Source organism: Nocardioides sp. (assembly GCF_044226305.1).
Lineage (GTDB): Bacteria > Actinomycetota > Actinomycetes > Propionibacteriales > Nocardioidaceae > Nocardioides.
Map to the genome: position 1 here is coordinate 13881 of NZ_JBGAHF010000017.1, position 16458 is coordinate 30338.

The following is a 16458-nucleotide window of genomic DNA, read 5'->3' on the forward strand; positions in this document are numbered from 1 at the left end:
TCGGCCAGCCAGGGCGGAGCATCCGTGCCTGAAGCCGGTCCGCGCTGCTGTAGCGTTCGAGCGTGCACGTCGTGATCATGGGCTGCGGTCGAGTCGGCTCGACCCTCGCGCGGAGCCTCGAGGACCGCAACCACACGGTGTCGATCATCGACGCCGACCCCGACGCGTTCCGCCGTCTGGGCCCGGGATTCAACGGCGACAAGGTGACCGGCCAGGGCTTCGACCAGGAGGTCCTGGAGAAGGCCGGGATCCGCCGCGCCGACGCGTTCGCCGCCGTGTCCAGCGGCGACAACTCCAACATCATCGCGGCCCGGGTCGCGCGGGAGACCTTCGGCATCCAGCAGGTCGTGGCCCGCATCTACGACCCCGGCCGCGCCGAGGTCTACCAGCGCCTGGGGATCACGACGGTCGCCACGGTCAAGTGGACGGCCGACCAGGTGCTGCGGCGGCTGCTGCCGGCCGGCGCCGAGCCGGACTTCCGCGACCCGTCCGGGACCATCCGGGTCGACCACCTCGCCGCCCCGACCGCCTGGATCGGCCACCGCACCATCAGCTTCCAGGAGCAGGCGAGCTGCCGGATCGCGTGGATCGACCGGCTCGGCGAGGGCACCCTGCCCACCCGCGAGAGCGTGATCCAGGAGGGCGACGTGCTGCACGTCGTGATGCGCGAGGAGAACGCAGCGCACGCCTACGAGGTCATCGACAGCGGACCGGACGAGAGCTGAGGCTGCCATGCGAGTCGCGATCGCCGGTGCCGGCGCAGTGGGCCGCTCCATCGCCCGGGAGCTGATCCAGAACGGGCACGACGTGCTCCTCATCGACCGGGCACCCACCGCCATCAAGCCCGAGCGGGTGCCGGACGCGGAGTGGCTGCTGGCCGACTCCTGCGAGCTCTCCTCCCTCGAGGAGGCCCGGCTCGACCACTGCGACGTCGTCATCGCCGCCACCGGTGACGACAAGGTCAACCTGGTCACCTCGCTGCTGGCGAAGACCGAGTTCGGCGTCCCCCGCACCGTCGGTCGGGTCAACCACCCCAACAACGAGTGGCTGTTCACCGAGGCGTGGGGGGTGGACGTCAACGTGTCGACCCCGCGGATCATGTCCGCCCTGGTCGAGGAGGCGGTCGCCGTCGGCGACCTGGTGCGGCTGTTCACGTTCCGCCAGGGCCACGCCAACCTCGTGGAGATGACCCTGCCCGGGGACTCGCCGTACGTCGGCACCCCCACCGGCCTGATCCCGTTCCCGGAGAACTGCGCCCTGGTGACGATCCTGCGCGACGGCCAGGTCTACGTGCCCGACCCGGAGCAGCCGGTCGAGGCGGGCGACGAGCTGCTGTTCGTCGTGCCTGCCGACGTCGAGGAGGACCTCGAGCGCCTGCTCGCCCCGTCGTCGCACGGGGGCTAGCGGAGACGCGTCAGCGGATCCGCTGACGTTGGTCGGGCACTCCTCGCGTGGCGGGAGAGGTGCGCGATCCCGTGCAATTGCTCGGTCCGGCCCTGTCTACCCGCAGGTAACCGGGTCCTGTCCGAGCAATTGAACGATCCGGCGCCGTGACCCGCCGACACGTCCCGGACCGTGGCCGATCCGAGCGCGACACGATCCACATCGACCACACTTCGCCTCATCCACGCGCAAGGCGGGAAGCGACGTCGACAGAAGACTGCCGGGCCCGCCTCGCGGCCTGTCGGTCGCAAGCCGGGACGACGGCGACCCGGCGGCACCGGCCGCCGCTGCAGGCGAGGCGACCGTCAGGCGGGCCGGACGGGGGTCCGGTTGCGGGTCAGCACCCAGGCCATCGCGGCGAGCGCGGCGAGCTGGAGCGGCCAGCCCATCGCGATCTTGAGGATGCCGAGGAGCGCCACGGCGCGGTCGGCGTCCATCGCCCCGCTGTGGCCGGCGATCCAGATCGGCGCCTGGGCGAGCACCCGCAGCAGGCAGGGGACGGCGAGCAGCCAGGTGAGCAGCGAGCAGAGCCGCACGATCTGGCGGTCGCGGTGCCAGGCGGTCGGGTCGCCGGTGACGCTGCCGACCATGAACCCCACCAGCGGCCAGCCGACCAGGCAGGTCAGCGCGAGGACCACGGTGTAGCCGGCGTTGTAGAGGATCCCGGGCAGGAAGTAGGCCAGCGCCTGGTCGTCGGCACTGCCGCCCTGGCGCGCGGAGATCGTGACGAAGAGCCAGCCGATGCCGATGCCGAACAGCGCGTTCAGGCAGAACTGCACGGTGGACCGCTGCACCAGGCGGGCCACCAGCAGGACCACCGCGACCGAGACGCTCGCCCCGAGCGCGTAGCGCAGCTCCTTGGTGGTCAGCCACACGATGGTGAAGATCAGCGTCGGCACGGCCGCCTCGACCATGCCGCGCCGCCCGCCGAGCGCGCGCGAGATCTGCGCCCGCACGACCTCCTCGACGGTGTCGACGGTGGGCGTGGCGTGCTCCTCGGTCACGGTCTCGTCCCCTGCGTCCGTCACGGCGCCATCACGGCATCAGCTCGTAGCGGGGGTTGTAGAGGATCCGCTGGCCCTCGTGCCGCCCGATCCGGCCCTGGACCTCGATGGAGCGGCCCGGGGTGACCCCGCCGATGGTGCGGCGGCCGAGCCAGATCAGCGTCAGCGAGCCGGTGCCGTCGTACAGCTCGGCCTCGAGGGCCGGGACGCCGCCGCGCGGGCGCAGCGTGACCGTGCGCAGGGTGCCGCGCAGCCGCACCTGCTGGCGGTCGGGCGCCTCCCCGATCCGATCGTGCGCCTCGTCGGGCGCGTAGGCGCGCTGCATGTCGAGGGCGTGCTGGTCGTGGGTGCTCGCCCACCGGCTGATGCTGCGCCGCAGCCGGCTCTTCTCGCCCATGACCCGAGCCTAGGTCGTCGGGCGTTCGATGAGCTGTCCCTCGCGCGGGACCGTCACCGGCAGCTCGGCCCCGGGGGGCATCGGGTTGCTGCCGCGGCGCACCACGACCTTCTCCACGAGGTCCTCCCAGCCCTCCGCGTCGTCGACCTCGACCGCGGGCCGGCCCAGCAGCGTCGCGCGCAGCATCCAGCGCGGCCCGTTGACCCCGATGATCCGCGACGGCTGGGTGCCGGTGCGGCCGTCGGGCATCCGCACGGTGAGCTGGCAGACGAGCTCGGTGCCGAAGCGGCCCTCGCGCTCGTCCGCCGTGCCGCCGCGCTGGGCGAAGTCGGCGGCGATCTTGGGCCGGACCTCGCCCCAGAGGTCGCTGCCGCGGGCCGCGGCGAAGGCCCGGAGCTCGAGGGCGCCGTCCTCGCCGGCGATGAGGACCGACTGGACCTGCTCGGTCTGCTCGTCGACCTGCAGCCGCACCTCGGTGCCGGCGGCCGGCGCGATGAGGAGCGAGCCCAGGTCCATCCGCTGCGTCGGGTCGTCCTCGTCGACGTCGTCGACGTCGTAGGGCCCGCCCACGCGGGGCTGGACCTCCGGGGTCTCCTCGACGCTCTCCTCGGCCTCGGGACCCTCGGTCTCGGGGGCCGGGTCGACCTCGGCGGACTTGCGGCGGAACTTCACGACTGCTGCTCCTCGATCGGGACGGACGGGCGGCCGAAGCCCCCGGTAGAACCGTAGCCCCCGGCCCCGCGGACCGAACCAGGCAGTTCCCCGACCTCGGTGAAACGGGCCCGCTCGACGCGCTGGACCACCAGCTGGGCGATCCGGTCGCCGCGGCGCAGCTCGATCGCCTCGCGCGGGTCGTGGTTGATGAGCATCACCTTGATCTCGCCCCGGTAGCCGGCGTCCACGGTGCCCGGGGTGTTGACGATCGACAGCCCGTGCCGGGCGGCCAGGCCCGAGCGCGGGTGGACCAGCGCGACGAAGCCCTCGGGCAGCGCGACCGCGATGCCGGTCGGCACCAGGGCCCGCTCACCGGGCGCCAGGGTGACGTCGACCGTCGTCAGCAGGTCCGCGCCGGCGTCGCCGGGATGGGCGTACGCCGGCAGCGGCAGGTCGCGGTCGAGGCGGGTGACGAGCACCTCAAGGTCGGCCCCCGGGTCGGGCGTGGGGTCGCCGCCGGGCTCGGCGGGGGCGGGCGTGGCGTCGGGCACGTGGCCGGACCCTACCGGCAGGCCCGGCACCGGCCAACGCGACGACGAGTGACAAGATTCCGCGCGTGACCCTCACCCCGTCCTACACCGAGCGGCTCGGCGTGCCGCTGCGCTGGTGGGTGCAGTGCGTGATGCTGGTCGCCGTGCTCTGGTTGGCGGTCGCGGTCGCCCTGCCGGCGGTCGCCGCCTGGGTGGTGACCCTGGTCGCGCTGGCCCTCACGACGTTCCTGCTCGTCCTGATCGGCTCGCCGCGGGTCGTCGTCGCCGACGGCGGTTTCCGGGCCGGCCGGGCGCACATCGGGGCCGAGCACCTCGGACCGGCGGTCGCGCTGGACGCCGAGCAGACCCGCCGGACCGCGGGGGTCGACGCCGACGCCCGGGCGTACCTGCTGCTCCGGCCCTACCTCAAGCGGGCGGTGAAGGTCGAGATCACCGACCCGGCCGACCCGGCGCCGTACTGGCTGGTCTCCACCCGCCGACCCGAGGAGCTGGCCCGCGCGCTGACGGCGCTCACCCATGCCCGCTGAGCGGCTGGGTACTGTTCGGCCATGGCCAAGGACTCCTCGAAGATCTGGACGGTCTTCTCGCTCGTCTCCGCACTCGGAGCAGCCGCGCTGGCGAAGCAGGCGCTCGACCGGATGTGGACCGTCGCGACCGGCAAGCAGCCCCCCGAGAACCCCGCCGACCCCGACGTCGAGATCTGGGAGGCCGTCACCTGGGCCGTCGCCAGCGGCGTGGCGGTCGGCATCGCGCGGATGCTCGCCCAGCGCAAGGCGGCGTCCTACTACACCCGCTCGACCGGCCACCTGCCGCCGGACCTGCAGCGGGACGACCAGAAGGCCTGACCAGGCGCCCAGGACAGCAGAAGGCCGCAGCCCCGGGGCTGCGGCCTTCTCGCGCGTCCTGCTGCCGGTCAGGCAGCACAGTCCTTGCAGATCATCTTCTTCGCGTCCGCCAGCTGGCTGCGGTGGTGGACCAGGAAACAGCTCATGCAGGTGAACTCGTCCTCCTGCGTGGGCTTCACCTCGACCGCGAGCTCCTCGTGCGACAGGTCTGCGCCCGGCAGCTCGAACGACTCGGCGGCTTCCGCCTCGTCCTCGTCGACCTTGCCGGAGTTCTTGTCGTGGCGGCGCGCCTTGAGCTCCTCGATGCTCTCCTCGGACTGCTCGTCCTCGTTCTTGCGCGGTGCGTCGTAGTCAGTCGCCATCCGTCACTCCACTCCCGTACGTCCTCGTGCGCCTGCGTCGGCGCCAGATTGTGCACCACGTGCACCGGATTCGCACACCCGTTCCGCGTGGCGGATCGGGAACATCCGGCGCGTGGGTCCTATTCCCCTCGCGGTGACACGTAACCCGCCCGCCTGAGCAGGTCGGTCAGGTCGTCGAACCCGTGTGTCGGAGCACACACCACCAGGTCGGTGCCGCCCACTCCGTCGAGCATCTCCATCCGGGCCCCGGCGACCCGGGCCACCAGGCCGCCGGCCGCATGGTCCCACAGGTTGACGCCTTCCTCGAAGTAGCCGTCGACGGAGCCCTCCGCGACGTGGCACAGGTCCAGTGCGCACGAGCCAAGGCGACGGACGTCGCGGACCTCGGTGATCAGGTCGCCGAGGGCGCGGGCCTGCAGCGCCCGGATGCCCGCGTCGTAGTTGAAGCCGGTGGACAGCAGCCGCAGGTGCAGCGGGGTCGGCCCGCGGACGGCCACCGGCTCGCCGTCGCGGGTGGCGACCGCCGGGGCGTCGTCGTCGGCGAGGTGGGCGACGTACTCGGTGCCCCGCGCGACGTTGAGGACGACCCCGGCGACGACGACCCCGTCCCGCTCCGCGGCGATCGAGACGGCGTACTGCGGCAGCCCGTAGAGGAAGTTGACGGTGCCGTCGATCGGGTCGACGACCCAGCGGACCCCGGAGCGGCTGGGGACGTCGTCGCCCTCCTCGCCGAGCACGCCGTCGTCGGGCCGCTCGGCCAGGAGCCGGTCCCGGATCAGCTCCTCGCTGGCCCGGTCGGCCTCGGTGACGATGTCGACCTCGCTGGACTTCGTGTCCGCGACGGTGACGTCGCGGGTGCGACGGTCGCGGACCAGCGCCGCCGCCTCGCGTGCGACCCGGAGCGCCAGGTCCGCGAGCGCGCCGTTGGTCGGCGTCACGAGTCGGAGCCCGCGAGCGCCGGCCGGTCGGCGCGCGGGTTGGGGCAGCAGCCGGCCGGGCAGACGTCCCAGCAGGCCGGGAACGAGCCCACCGACGCGCGGACGACCTCCTCGCCACGCTCGACGGCCGCGCGCTCGAGCAGCAGGTCGCGCACGGCGGCCACGAACCGCGGGTCGACCCCGGCGGTGGCGGCGCGGGCGGCGGGCAGGCCGAGCTTCTCGGCGGTCGCCAGGGCCTCGGTGTCGAGGTCGTAGACGACCTCCATGTGGTCGGAGACGAAGCCGATCGGCACCATCACGACGGCCGGCGCCCCGTCGGACTGCACCTGCTCGAGGTGGTCGTTGATGTCGGGCTCGAGCCAGGGGATGTGCGGGGCGCCCGAGCGCGAGCAGTAGACCAGGGCGTGGGAGTGGCGTCGGCCGGTCTCCTGGCGCACCCGCTCGACGACCTCGGTGGCGACGCTGCGGTGCTGCTCGACGTACGCGCCGCCGTCCGGCCCGCTGCCGTCGTTCATGCTCAGGGGGATCGAGTGGGTGACGAACGCCAGGTGCGCCGCCTCCCGGACCTCCTCGGGCAGGTCGGCGAGGGCGGCGAGGGTCGCGTCCACGACCGGCTCGACGAACCCGGGGTGGTTGAAGTAGTGGCGCAGCTTGTCCAGCCGGGGCGCGGCCTGGCCCGGCGGCACGGCCTCGACGGCGTCGAAGAGGTTCTCCCGGTACTGCCGGCAGCTGGAGTACGACGAGTAGGCGCTGGTCACGAAGCAGGCGGCCCGGGCGATCCCGTCGGCCGCCATCTGCTGGAGCGTGTCGGTCAGGTAGGGGTCCCAGTTGCGGTTGCCCCAGTAGACCGGCAGGTCGATGCCCGCGCCGGCGAGGTCCTCGCGCAGCGCGGCCAGGAACTCGCGGTTGAGGTCGTTGATCGGCGAGCGACCGCCGAAGAGGTGGTAGTGCTCGCCGACCTGCTCGAGCCGCTCGCGGGGGATGCCCCGCCCCCGGGTGACGTTCTCGAGGAACGGCACCACGTCCTCGGGCTTCTCCGGGCCGCCGAACGACACCAGGAGGACGGCGTCGTACGGGGAGGGGTCGGGGCTCATGCAGCCATCGTAGGGAGCGGGCGATATCGATTCGTCGCCGGTCAGCCGGCACCCCTACGCTCGGCCCGATGCTCACGTCCTACCGGCGGGTGCTCGCCCGGCCGGGCGCGCTCCGCTTCTCCCTGACCGGCCTCGTCGCCCGGCTGCCGATCTCCATGGTCGGCCTGGGGATCGTGCTGCTCGTCTCCGGGGCCACCGGACGGTACGGCGTGGCCGGGGCGGTCTCCGCGGCGTTCATGATCGCGAACGCCGGCCTGGCGATCCTCCAGGGCCGGCTGCTCGACCGCTTCGGGCAGGGCCGGGTCCTCGCCGTCGCCAGCCTCGGGTTCGGGACCGCCGTCTCGCTGCTGGTGGTCTCCGTGCAGGCGGACTGGCCGATCGGGTCGACGTACGTCCTGGCGGCCTGCGCCGGTGCCTGCCTCCCCCAGGTCGGCTCGGCGGTGCGGGCCCGGTGGTCGCACGTGCTCGACCGGCCGGCGGAGGTGCAGACGGCGTACGCGCTCGAGGCGGTGCTCGACGAGGCGGTCTTCATCCTCGGCCCGATCCTGGTCACGGTGCTCGCGACCGCGGTGCACCCGGTGGCCGGCATCGCGGTCGCCGTGGTCGCCTGTGTGGGGGGCACCCTCGCCTTCTGCGCGCAGCGCGCGACCGAGCCGCCCGCGCACCCGCGGACCGGGTCCACGGGCCCCCGCCCGGTGATGCCGTGGCCGACGGTCGTGCCGCTCGCGGTCGTCTGCGCCGCGCTGGGGCTGCTCTTCGGGGCCGCCGAGGTCACGACCGTCGCCTTCGCCGACGAGCAGGGCCACAAGGCGCTCTCCGGTGCGCTGCTCGCGCTCTGGGCGCTCGGCAGCCTGACCGCCGGCGTGGTCACGGGGGCGATCCGCTGGCGCCGCGGGCCGTCGATCCGGGTCCGGTGGGGCGCCCTGGCCATGGCGTGCGCGATGTCCCCCCTCTACTTCGTCGGCTCCCTGCCGCTGATGGGCGTGACCCTGTTCGTGGCCGGGTTCGCCATCGCCCCTACGATGATCGCGACCATGTCGCTGGTCGAGCAGGTCGTGCCGTCCGGACGGCTCACCGAGGGGATGGCGATCATGCAGACCGGCCTGGTCGCCGGGGTCGCCCCGGGCGCCACGCTCAGCGGCCTGGTCGTCGACCACTCCGGCGCCTCGGCTGCCTACCTGGTGTCCTTCGCGGCCGGGGTGGTCGCCGCCGTCGCCGGCCTCGCCCTGCCCCGGCAACGCGCCCCGGAGGACGCCAGTACGCTCCTCACGTGACGGAGACGTGGCGCAACTGGTCGGGCCTCGAGACGGCCAGCCCGGCGCGGGTGGAGAGCCCCGCGGACACGGCGGCGGTCGTGGCGGCGGTCGAGCGCGCGCGGCAGGAGGGGTCGACCGTGAAGATGGTCGGCACCGGCCACAGCTTCACCGCGATCTCCGCTCCCGAGGGCACCATGCTCCGGCCGACGAACCTGGGCGGGATCCTCGCGGTCGACCGGGACGCGATGACCGTGACCGCGCTGGCCGGCACCCAGCTCAAGGTGCTCAACGCCCAGCTCGAGGCGCTCGGGCTGAGCCTGCACAACATGGGGGACATCGCCGAGCAGACGCTCGCGGGCGCGACGTCGACCGGCACCCACGGCACCGGTGGGGTCGTCGCCTCGCTCTCCGCCCAGATCTGCGGGCTGGAGATCGTCACCGGCACCGGTGAGGTGGTGACCGCGACCGAGACGGAGAACCCCGAGCTGCTCGAGCACGGCCGCGTCGGCCTCGGCGCGCTCGGCGTCCTCACCCGGCTGACCTTCCGGGTCGAGCCGCTGTTCGCCCTCGAGGCGAACGAGACGCCGATGTCCTGGGACGAGGCCCTCGGCGGGTTCGACGAGCGCGCCGCGGCGCACCACCACGTCGACACCTACTGGTTCCCGCACACCGACCGGCTGATGGTGAAGACCAACGACCGGCTCGACGACCTCGACGTGGAGCCGCTGTCGCGGTGGCGGGCCTGGTGGGACGACGAGTTCCTCTCGAACGCGGCCTTCGGCGCCCTCAACCACCTCACCAACGCCGCCCCGTCGATCATCCCGCGGTTCAACCAGCTCTCCAGCCGGCTGCTGTCGGCGCGCTCCTACAGCGACGTCGCGCACCGGGTGTTCACCTCGCCGCGGGACGTCGTCTTCCGCGAGATGGAGTACGCCGTCCCCCGCGAGGCCGGCCTCGCCGCGCTCCGCGAGGCGCGGGCCGCGATCGACGCCTCCGACCTGAAGGTCACCTTCCCGGTGGAGATCCGCACCACCCCCGCCGACGACATCCCGATGTCGACCTCGGGCGGCCGGGACTCCTTCTACCTGGCCTTCCACACCCACCGCGACGCCGACCACCGGGAGTACTTCGCGCTCCTGGAGCCGATCATGCGCGCCCACGACGGCCGGCCGCACTGGGGCAAGGTGCACACCCGCACCGCGGCCGACCTGGCGCCGGCGTACCCGCGCTTCGACGAGTTCCTCGCGCTCCGCGACAAGCTCGACCCGGACCGGGTCTTCGCCAACGACTACCTGCGCCGGGTCCTCGGCGACTGACCCGTCCCCCGCACCCGCGGGTCGGCGTCAGACGCTGGCCGGGCCGGTGGGGATCGGCGCCTGCCAGTGCCGCCAGATCGCCAGCAGCCGCCACACCGTGCACAGCCCGCCGCCGACGAGCGCGACGACCAGGGTCGGCAGGTCGGTCTGCGCACCGGCGACGACGACCACCGCGCCGGCCAGCGCCGGGGTGCCGTAGAGCTCGCCCCGGAAGACCGCCGGCACCCGGGAGGCGAGCACGTCGCGCAGCATGCCGCCGCCGATGCCGGTGACCATCCCCATCAGCGCCGCCGCGAGCAGGCCGAGGTCGTAGTCGAGCGCCTTGAGCGCCCCGGTCACGCAGAAGAGGCCGAGCCCGAAGGCGTCGAGGACGGTCACCGAGCGCTCCATCCGGCCCAGGGCCGGGTGGTAGCGGAAGGCCAGCAGGCCGGCCACGACCGGGGCGACCAGGTAGCGCCAGTCGGTCAGGGCGGCGGGCGGCGAGGCGCCGATGAGGACGTCGCGCAGCACGCCGCCCCCCAGGCCGGTGGCGCCGGCGAGCACGACGACGCCGAAGACGTCGAGGCCCTTGCGGATCGCGACCAGCGCACCGGAGATCGCGAAGACGAAGACGCCGACGAGGTCGAAGACGACCAGGACGGTGGCGGGTTCGGAGGTCGACACGAAGGGAGGCTAGACGCTCCGCGTGGCGCGCGGCGACGCTCCCCGTCCCGGCGCGCGCGCTGGCGTAGGCTCGGCGCACCGAGGACGACGATGGGACAGGAGCACGACCCACGATGGCGCACCTGACGCTCGCCGGAGTGAGCGAGGACGGGAAGCGCCTGCTCCTGGTCGAGAAGGACGGAACCGAGCACAGCGTCGAGATCGACGCCCGCCTGCGGTCCGCCCTGCGCGGTGAGCCCGCCCGCCGATTGGAGAAGACGATGGACAGCGCCCTCCGCCCCCGCGACATCCAGGCCCGGATCCGCGCCGGCGAGACACCCGAGGCAGTGGCGCAGGCGGCCCAGACGTCGGTCGACAAGATCATGGCGTTCGCCGCCCCGGTCCTCGCCGAGCGCCAGCACGTCGCGGAGCGCGCCCAGCGCTCGTCGGTACGCCGGGGCGAGGGTGCCCCGGCCACGCACGGCGCCCGCACGCTCGGCGACGCGGTCGCCGGGCACCTCCGCTCCCTCAACATCGACCCCGAGACGGTCGAGTGGGACGCCTGGCGGCGCGAGGACGGGCGCTGGTCGCTGACCGGCAGCTTCGCCCTGACCGAGCGCTCCGGCACCGCCGAGCTCACCTTCGACGCCCCCGGCAACTACGTCGTCCTCGACAACGAGGACGCCCGCTGGCTGGTCGGCGAGGCCGTGGCCGCCCCGCCCGCCTCCCGCGACGACCTGCGGCAGGTCCGGCAGCGCCGGCTGAACGCGGTCCAGGACGACGAGCTCCCGCTCGGGGACGACGCCATCGAGCTGGTCTCGGACCAGCCGGTCGAGGCGTTCCTCGACGACGAGCCGCCGACCGAGCCCGAGGTCGAGGAGCAGGCGGCCTCGCTGCGCGAGGAGGCTGCCGACGCCGCCGCGGACGACACCGGGTCCGAGGACTCCGGGTCCGAGGACACCGGGGAGACCGGCGCCGACGACCCGTCCGGCGCCGAGCCCGCGGCCCACGAGCACGAGCCGCCCGCGCGGCGCCCGGTGAAGAAGACGCGCGGTCGCGCGTCGGTGCCGAGCTGGGACGAGATCATGTTCGGCCCCGGGGACGGCCCCACGGGCTCGAACCGCGCCTGAGGGGCGGCGCCGCGCCCGACCGCGATGAGATCCGGTCGGTCGAGCCTGTCTAGCCACCCCCCGTCGCGGGTAGCGTGCGGCCATGTCGTACTTCGTCACCGGCGCGACCGGGTTCATCGGGCGCCACCTGGTCCGCGAGCTGCTCGACCACCGCGAGGGCGAGGTGTTCGTGCTCGTCCGCGCGTCGTCGATGCGGCGCATGGAGACGCTGATCGCCCAGTGGGACACCGACCGGGTCGTCCCGGTCGTCGGTGACCTGGGCGTCGAGGCGCTCGGCATCGACCCGGAGTGGGTCGAGGAGCACCGGGGCGAGGTCGACCACTTCTTCCACCTCGCCGCGATCTACGACATGACCGCCGACGACGAGACCAACGAGGTCATGAACGTCGGCGGCACCCGGCACGCGCTCGAGCTCGCCGAGGCGCTCCAGGTCGGCTGCTTCCACCAGGTCTCGTCGGTCGCGGCCGCCGGCGAGCACCCCGGCCGGTTCGACGAGACCATGTTCGACGAGGGGCAGCACCTGCCCTCGCCGTACCACCGCACCAAGTTCGAGTCCGAGCGGATCGTCCGCACCGAGGCCACGGTCCCGTGGCGGGTCTACCGGCCGGCGATCGTCGTCGGCGCCTCGGACACCGGCGAGATGGACAAGGTCGACGGGCCCTACTACTTCTTCGGCGTCATCAAGGCGCTCCGCGACATGCTCCCGTCCTGGCTGCCGCTGGTCGGCGTCGACCTCGGCGACACCAACGTCGTCCCGGTCGACTACGTCGCCGCGGCCATGGACCACATCGCGCACCTGCCCGACCGCGACGGCGAGGCGTTCCACCTGGTCAACCCCGAGCCGCAGCCGGTGGTCGACATGCTCAACGCGTTCTGCGCGGCCGCCGGTGCGCCGCGCTTCGTGACGCCGGTCGACCGGCGTCGCCTGCGGTTCGTCCCCCGGCCGCTCACCCCGGCAGGCGCGCTGCACCTGGTCACCAGCCAGCCGGCCGTGCAGGCGGTCCTCGACACCGTCACCAGCCGGGTCGGGATCCCGGCCGAGGTGCTGGCGCACGCCTCGTTCCCCTCCGTGTTCGACTCCCGCCGCACCGAGCAGGCGCTGGCCGGCTCGGGGATCGGCGTCCCGGACCTCGACCACTACGCGCGCACCCTGTGGACCTACTGGGAGGAGTACCTCGACGAGTCCACCGGCCGCGACCCCCGGATCCGCGAGAAGCTCACCGGCAAGTACGTCGTCATCACCGGCGCCTCGTCGGGCATCGGCAAGGTCACCGCGCTCAAGGTCGCCCAGGCCGGCGGCACGCCGGTGCTGGTCGCCCGCGGCAAGGAGAAGCTCGACGATCTACGCGCCGTGATCGAGCAGCGCGGCGGCACCGCGATCGTGCAGCCGTGCGACCTCTCCGACCTCGAGGCCATCGACGCCCTGTGCGAGACGCTCACCGCCGAGCTGCCCTCGGTCGACGTCATCGTCAACAACGCCGGCCGGTCGATCCGCCGCTCGCTGCGCCTCTCCCACGACCGGTTCCACGACTTCGAGCGCACCATGCAGCTCAACTACTTCGGCGCGATCCGGCTGATCATGGGCCTGGTCCCCGCGATGCGCACGAACCACCGCGGGCACGTCGTCAACGTCTCCTCGATCGGGGTCCAGACCAACCCGCCGCGGTTCTCGGCGTACGTCGCGTCGAAGGCGGCGCTGGACTCGTGGAGCAACGTGGTGTCCTCGGAGCTGGTCGGCGACGGGATCACCTTCACCAACATCCACATGCCGCTGGTGCGGACGCCGATGATCGCCCCGACCAAGCTCTACGACAAGTTCCCCACGATCTCACCGGCGCAGGCGGCGGACCTGGTGATCGAGGCGATGGTCGAGCGCCCGCACGAGATCAACACGCTGCTCGGCAACACCGGCGCCGTCGTCCACACGGTCGCCCCCAAGCTGGCGTTCCGGGTGCTGAACATGGCCTACCAGGTGTTCCCGGACTCGGCCGCCGCCAAGGGCGAGCAGCCGGCGGGCGGCACCCGCGAGTCCGAGCAGATCATGCTGGCGAAGCTGTTCAAGGGGATCCACTGGTAGGACCGGCCACCGGCCGGTCCGGGTCGGTGATCCAGCCCGACCAGCTGCCCGGGTAGAGCGCCGCCCGGATCCCGGCCAGCTCGAGCGCGATGACGTCGTGCACGGCGGTGACGCCGGAGCCGCAATAGACCGCGACGGGCTCGTCGCCGGTGACGCCGGCGGCGGCGTACAGCGCCCGCAGTTCCGCCGGCGACCGGAACCGCCCGTCCACGCGCAGGTTGGTGGTCGTGGGGACGTTGACCGCGCCCGGGACGTGGCCGGCGACCGGGTCGATCGGCTCGGTCTCGCCGCGGTAGCGCTCGGGCGCGCGGGCGTCGACCACCACGGGTACGCCGAGCACCTCGTCGGCCTCGACGACCGGCATCTGCCCCGGGCGGGCCGTGAAGTCCCCCGGCGCCGGCGGCGCGGACGGCCCGGTCGCCACCTCTCCCCCGGCCTCGACCCAGGCCGGCCAGGCGCCGTCGAGGACCCGGACGTCGCGGTGGCCGTGGTGCCGCAGCAGCCACCAGGCCCGCCCGGCCGCGAGCCCCGACCAGTCGTCGTACACGACCACCGGGCGGTCGTCGCGGACCCCCGCGCGCCGCATCGCGGCCTCGAAGGCCTCGGCGTCGGGCAGCGGGTGCCGGCCGCCCGCGCCCGGCGGCGCCGCGAGCTCGGTGTCGAGGTCGACGTAGACCGCGCCCGGGACGTGGCCCTGCTCGTGCGCGTCGCGCCCGGCGGGGGCGTCGGTCCGGTAGCGGACGTCGAGCACGGTCACGTCGTCGAGCCGCTCCTGCAGCTCCTGGGCCGAGATGAGGGGTGTCGCCATGCGTCCATCCTGCCGGACCGTGACAGGATCCTGCCCCGTGGCTGAACTGCACTTCTTCACCGGCACCATGGACTCGGGCAAGAGCACGCTGGCGCTCCAGACCAACCACAACCACGCGGCCCGGGGCCGGGTGGGGCGGCTGTTCACGACCCACGACCGCGCCGGCACGGCGACGCTGTCGAGCCGCCTGGGGCTGACCCACGAGGCGATCGAGGTCGCCGCCGACTTCGACTTCTGGCGCTACGTGGTCGACTCGCTGACCCAGGGCGGCCGCATCGACTACCTCGTGTGCGACGAGGCGCAGTTCTACACCCGCGACCAGGTCGACCAGCTGGCCAAGATCGTCGACGAGCTCCAGATCGACGTCTTCTCGTTCGGGATCCTCACCGACTTCCGCACCCACCTCTTCGAGGGCAGCGCCCGGCTGGTCGAGCTCGCCGACCGGGTCAACGTCCTCCAGGTCGAGGCGCTGTGCTGGTGCGGCAAGCGCGCGACCCACAACGCCCGCACCGAGAACGGAGCGATGGTCGTCGAGGGCGAGGTCATCGTCGTCGGCGACGTCGAGGCCGTGGACGAGCCACCGGCGGACGTCGCCTACGAGGTGCTCTGCCGCCAGCACCACCGGCGCCGGCTCACCGCCGCCCGTGCCAAGGCGGTCTCCCTCGCTCCCGAGCCTCTTCCCTTCGGCTGACTCGGGGCCCTAGTGTCCGGCGGGTGCTGAGCTCTCGGATCACCACGGCCCTCGCCGCCGCCGCCGTCACCCTCACGACCGCCCTCAGCGCGGTCCTCGCCGCCCCGACCGCCGCCCACGCGGACGGTCCGGGCTCCGGCTCGCCGTACGTCATCACCCTCGGCGACTCCTACATCTCCGGCGAGGCCGGCCGCTGGGCCGGCAGCAGCAACGCCTCGTCGAGCCGCGCCGACGCGCTCGGCCCGACGGCGTACTACGACAACGCCGCCGGCACCGCCGAGCAGATCCCGCGCTGCCACCGCAGCCGGTCGGCCGAGGCGTACGTCGGCGGCGGGCTCACCGGGGTGAACCTGGCCTGCTCCGGGGCCACGACGGCGACCACCACCGGCACCTACTTCAAGCCCGGGCTCGACTTCTACGACGACGGTGCCGGCCACCGCGGCCAGGCGGCGATGCTGCAGACGTTCGCGGGCACGCACAACGTCCGGATGGTCGTCGTGAGCATCGGCGGCAACGACTTCCGCTTCGCCGACATCGTGCAGTCCTGCGTCGTCGACTTCCTCAGCTCCCCGACCTGGTGGAAGGACTACTGCCGCGACGACAGCTCGGTCACCAAGAACTTCACGACCGCGAACGTCGCGGCCGTCCGCGCCCGCATCGCCGGCGCGTTCCGCAACGTCCAGACCGCGATGCGCGGCGCCGGCTACGCCGACGGCCAGTGGACGCTGCTCGTGCAGACCTACCCCAGCCCGATCCCGCGCGGCTCCGGGTTCCGCTACTCCGAGAGCGGCTACACCCGGCAGAGCACGGGTGGCTGCGGCTTCTGGAACGGCGACGCCGACTGGGCGAACGACACCGCGCTGCCCACGATCAACGGCGCCGTCACCGGCGCGGCGGCCGACTCCGGCCTCCCGAACGTCAAGGTGCTCGACCTGTCCAGCGCCTTCAACGGCCGGCGCCTCTGCGAGAACACCGTCGGCCTCTACGAGGAGAGGGGCATCCCCGGCTGGACCTCGCCTGGCGCCGTCGACCAGACCGAGTGGGTCAACCAGATCCGCACCGTGTCGACCTGCTGCTCGAGCAGCCCCTACTACATCCAGGAGTCCCTGCACCCGAACTACTGGGCGCAGCTGGCCACCCGCTCCTGCGTGCGCCAGGCGTGGAACGGCGGCACCCCGCGCGGCGGCCGCTGCACGATCGCCGGCACCGGCCTGGTGAACGGGGAACCGCGGATGTCGCTCGGCTGACCT

General features: G+C 73.3%; 19 protein-coding genes. 10 read left to right on the forward strand and 9 right to left on the reverse strand.

Annotation, left to right across the window (positions count from 1 at the left end; all coding sequences use genetic code 11):
- Positions 1-77 precede the first annotated feature (77 nt).
- Together ACILQ5_RS16430 and ACILQ5_RS16435 are read left to right on the forward strand one after the other, a co-directional pair.
- A complete protein-coding gene (locus ACILQ5_RS16430) occupies positions 78-725 on the forward strand; it encodes a potassium channel family protein (protein ID WP_395659183.1) in 648 nt (215 codons plus the stop codon).
- A gap of 7 nt (positions 726-732) precedes the next feature.
- Positions 733-1404: a potassium channel family protein gene (locus tag ACILQ5_RS16435; RefSeq protein WP_395659103.1), complete on the forward strand. Its 672-nt coding sequence runs from the start codon at positions 733-735 to the stop codon at positions 1402-1404.
- Positions 1405-1748: 344 nt separating this feature from the next.
- Here the strand turns inward: ACILQ5_RS16435 and ACILQ5_RS16440 are convergent, their stop codons facing one another.
- From ACILQ5_RS16440 to dut, 4 genes are read right to left on the reverse strand one after another with little or no spacing between them, the layout of a single operon-like run.
- Positions 1749-2471 carry a DUF3159 domain-containing protein gene (locus ACILQ5_RS16440; protein ID WP_395659104.1) on the reverse strand — a complete coding sequence of 241 codons (723 nt, stop codon included), beginning with the start codon at positions 2469-2471 and terminating at the stop codon, positions 1749-1751.
- Positions 2472-2478: 7 nt separating this feature from the next.
- Positions 2479-2844, reverse strand: a complete 366-nt coding sequence (locus ACILQ5_RS16445) for an OB-fold nucleic acid binding domain-containing protein (RefSeq protein ID WP_395659105.1) — start codon at positions 2842-2844, stop codon at positions 2479-2481.
- A gap of 9 nt (positions 2845-2853) precedes the next feature.
- Positions 2854-3516, reverse strand: coding sequence for a DUF3710 domain-containing protein (locus ACILQ5_RS16450; protein ID WP_395659106.1), 663 nt, complete (start codon positions 3514-3516; stop codon positions 2854-2856).
- Positions 3513-3977 carry a dUTP diphosphatase gene (gene dut, locus ACILQ5_RS16455; protein ID WP_395659184.1) on the reverse strand — a complete coding sequence of 155 codons (465 nt, stop codon included), beginning with the start codon at positions 3975-3977 and terminating at the stop codon, positions 3513-3515. Before dut ends, ACILQ5_RS16450 begins: the two co-directional genes overlap by 4 nt.
- A gap of 137 nt (positions 3978-4114) precedes the next feature.
- Between dut and ACILQ5_RS16460 the strand changes: the two genes are divergently transcribed.
- Both ACILQ5_RS16460 and ACILQ5_RS16465 read left to right on the forward strand, forming a co-directional pair.
- On the forward strand, positions 4115-4576 hold the full coding sequence (locus tag ACILQ5_RS16460) for a DUF3093 domain-containing protein (RefSeq protein WP_395659107.1): 462 nt from the start codon (positions 4115-4117) through the stop codon (positions 4574-4576).
- 21 nt (positions 4577-4597) lie between these two features.
- On the forward strand, positions 4598-4894 hold the full coding sequence (locus ACILQ5_RS16465) for a DUF4235 domain-containing protein (protein WP_395659108.1): 297 nt from the start codon (positions 4598-4600) through the stop codon (positions 4892-4894).
- Between the two features lie 68 nt (positions 4895-4962).
- On the opposite strand, the gene ACILQ5_RS16470 is transcribed toward ACILQ5_RS16465, so the two are convergent.
- From ACILQ5_RS16470 to ACILQ5_RS16480, 3 genes are all read right to left on the reverse strand, one after another.
- A complete protein-coding gene (locus tag ACILQ5_RS16470; protein WP_395659109.1) occupies positions 4963-5256 on the reverse strand; it encodes a DUF4193 domain-containing protein in 294 nt (97 codons plus the stop codon).
- A gap of 119 nt (positions 5257-5375) precedes the next feature.
- A complete protein-coding gene (locus ACILQ5_RS16475) occupies positions 5376-6194 on the reverse strand; it encodes an inositol monophosphatase family protein (RefSeq protein ID WP_395659110.1) in 819 nt (272 codons plus the stop codon).
- Positions 6191-7288, reverse strand: a complete 1098-nt coding sequence (locus ACILQ5_RS16480; protein ID WP_395659111.1) for a ferrochelatase — start codon at positions 7286-7288, stop codon at positions 6191-6193. The genes ACILQ5_RS16475 and ACILQ5_RS16480 overlap by 4 nt, the downstream gene beginning before the upstream one ends.
- Positions 7289-7356: 68 nt before the next feature.
- Between ACILQ5_RS16480 and ACILQ5_RS16485 the strand changes: the two genes are divergently transcribed.
- Both ACILQ5_RS16485 and ACILQ5_RS16490 read left to right on the forward strand, forming a co-directional pair.
- Positions 7357-8562: an MFS transporter gene (locus tag ACILQ5_RS16485; RefSeq protein ID WP_395659112.1), complete on the forward strand. Its 1206-nt coding sequence runs from the start codon at positions 7357-7359 to the stop codon at positions 8560-8562.
- Positions 8559-9860, forward strand: coding sequence for a D-arabinono-1,4-lactone oxidase (locus ACILQ5_RS16490; RefSeq protein ID WP_395659113.1), 1302 nt, complete (start codon positions 8559-8561; stop codon positions 9858-9860). Before ACILQ5_RS16485 ends, ACILQ5_RS16490 begins: the two co-directional genes overlap by 4 nt.
- A 27-nt stretch (positions 9861-9887) precedes the next feature.
- Here the strand turns inward: ACILQ5_RS16490 and ACILQ5_RS16495 are convergent, their stop codons facing one another.
- Positions 9888-10523, reverse strand: a complete 636-nt coding sequence (locus tag ACILQ5_RS16495) for a trimeric intracellular cation channel family protein (protein WP_395659114.1) — start codon at positions 10521-10523, stop codon at positions 9888-9890.
- A gap of 113 nt (positions 10524-10636) precedes the next feature.
- On the opposite strand from ACILQ5_RS16495, the gene sepH reads away from it, so the two are divergent.
- A complete protein-coding gene (gene sepH, locus ACILQ5_RS16500; RefSeq protein WP_395659115.1) occupies positions 10637-11632 on the forward strand; it encodes a septation protein SepH in 996 nt (331 codons plus the stop codon).
- A gap of 82 nt (positions 11633-11714) precedes the next feature.
- Positions 11715-13709: an SDR family oxidoreductase gene (locus ACILQ5_RS16505; RefSeq protein WP_395659116.1), complete on the forward strand. Its 1995-nt coding sequence runs from the start codon at positions 11715-11717 to the stop codon at positions 13707-13709.
- Here ACILQ5_RS16505 and ACILQ5_RS16510 read toward each other — a convergent pair.
- Positions 13690-14517: a sulfurtransferase gene (locus tag ACILQ5_RS16510; protein WP_395659117.1), complete on the reverse strand. Its 828-nt coding sequence runs from the start codon at positions 14515-14517 to the stop codon at positions 13690-13692. The two genes, ACILQ5_RS16505 and ACILQ5_RS16510, sit on opposite strands and share 20 nt — an antisense overlap.
- A gap of 37 nt (positions 14518-14554) precedes the next feature.
- On the opposite strand from ACILQ5_RS16510, the gene ACILQ5_RS16515 reads away from it, so the two are divergent.
- Both ACILQ5_RS16515 and ACILQ5_RS16520 read left to right on the forward strand, forming a co-directional pair.
- Complete coding sequence (locus ACILQ5_RS16515; protein ID WP_395659118.1) at positions 14555-15208, forward strand: thymidine kinase; 654 nt, start codon at positions 14555-14557, stop codon at positions 15206-15208.
- Between the two features lie 23 nt (positions 15209-15231).
- Complete coding sequence (locus ACILQ5_RS16520) at positions 15232-16455, forward strand: hypothetical protein (protein ID WP_395659119.1); 1224 nt, start codon at positions 15232-15234, stop codon at positions 16453-16455.
- Positions 16456-16458: the final 3 nt, after the last annotated feature.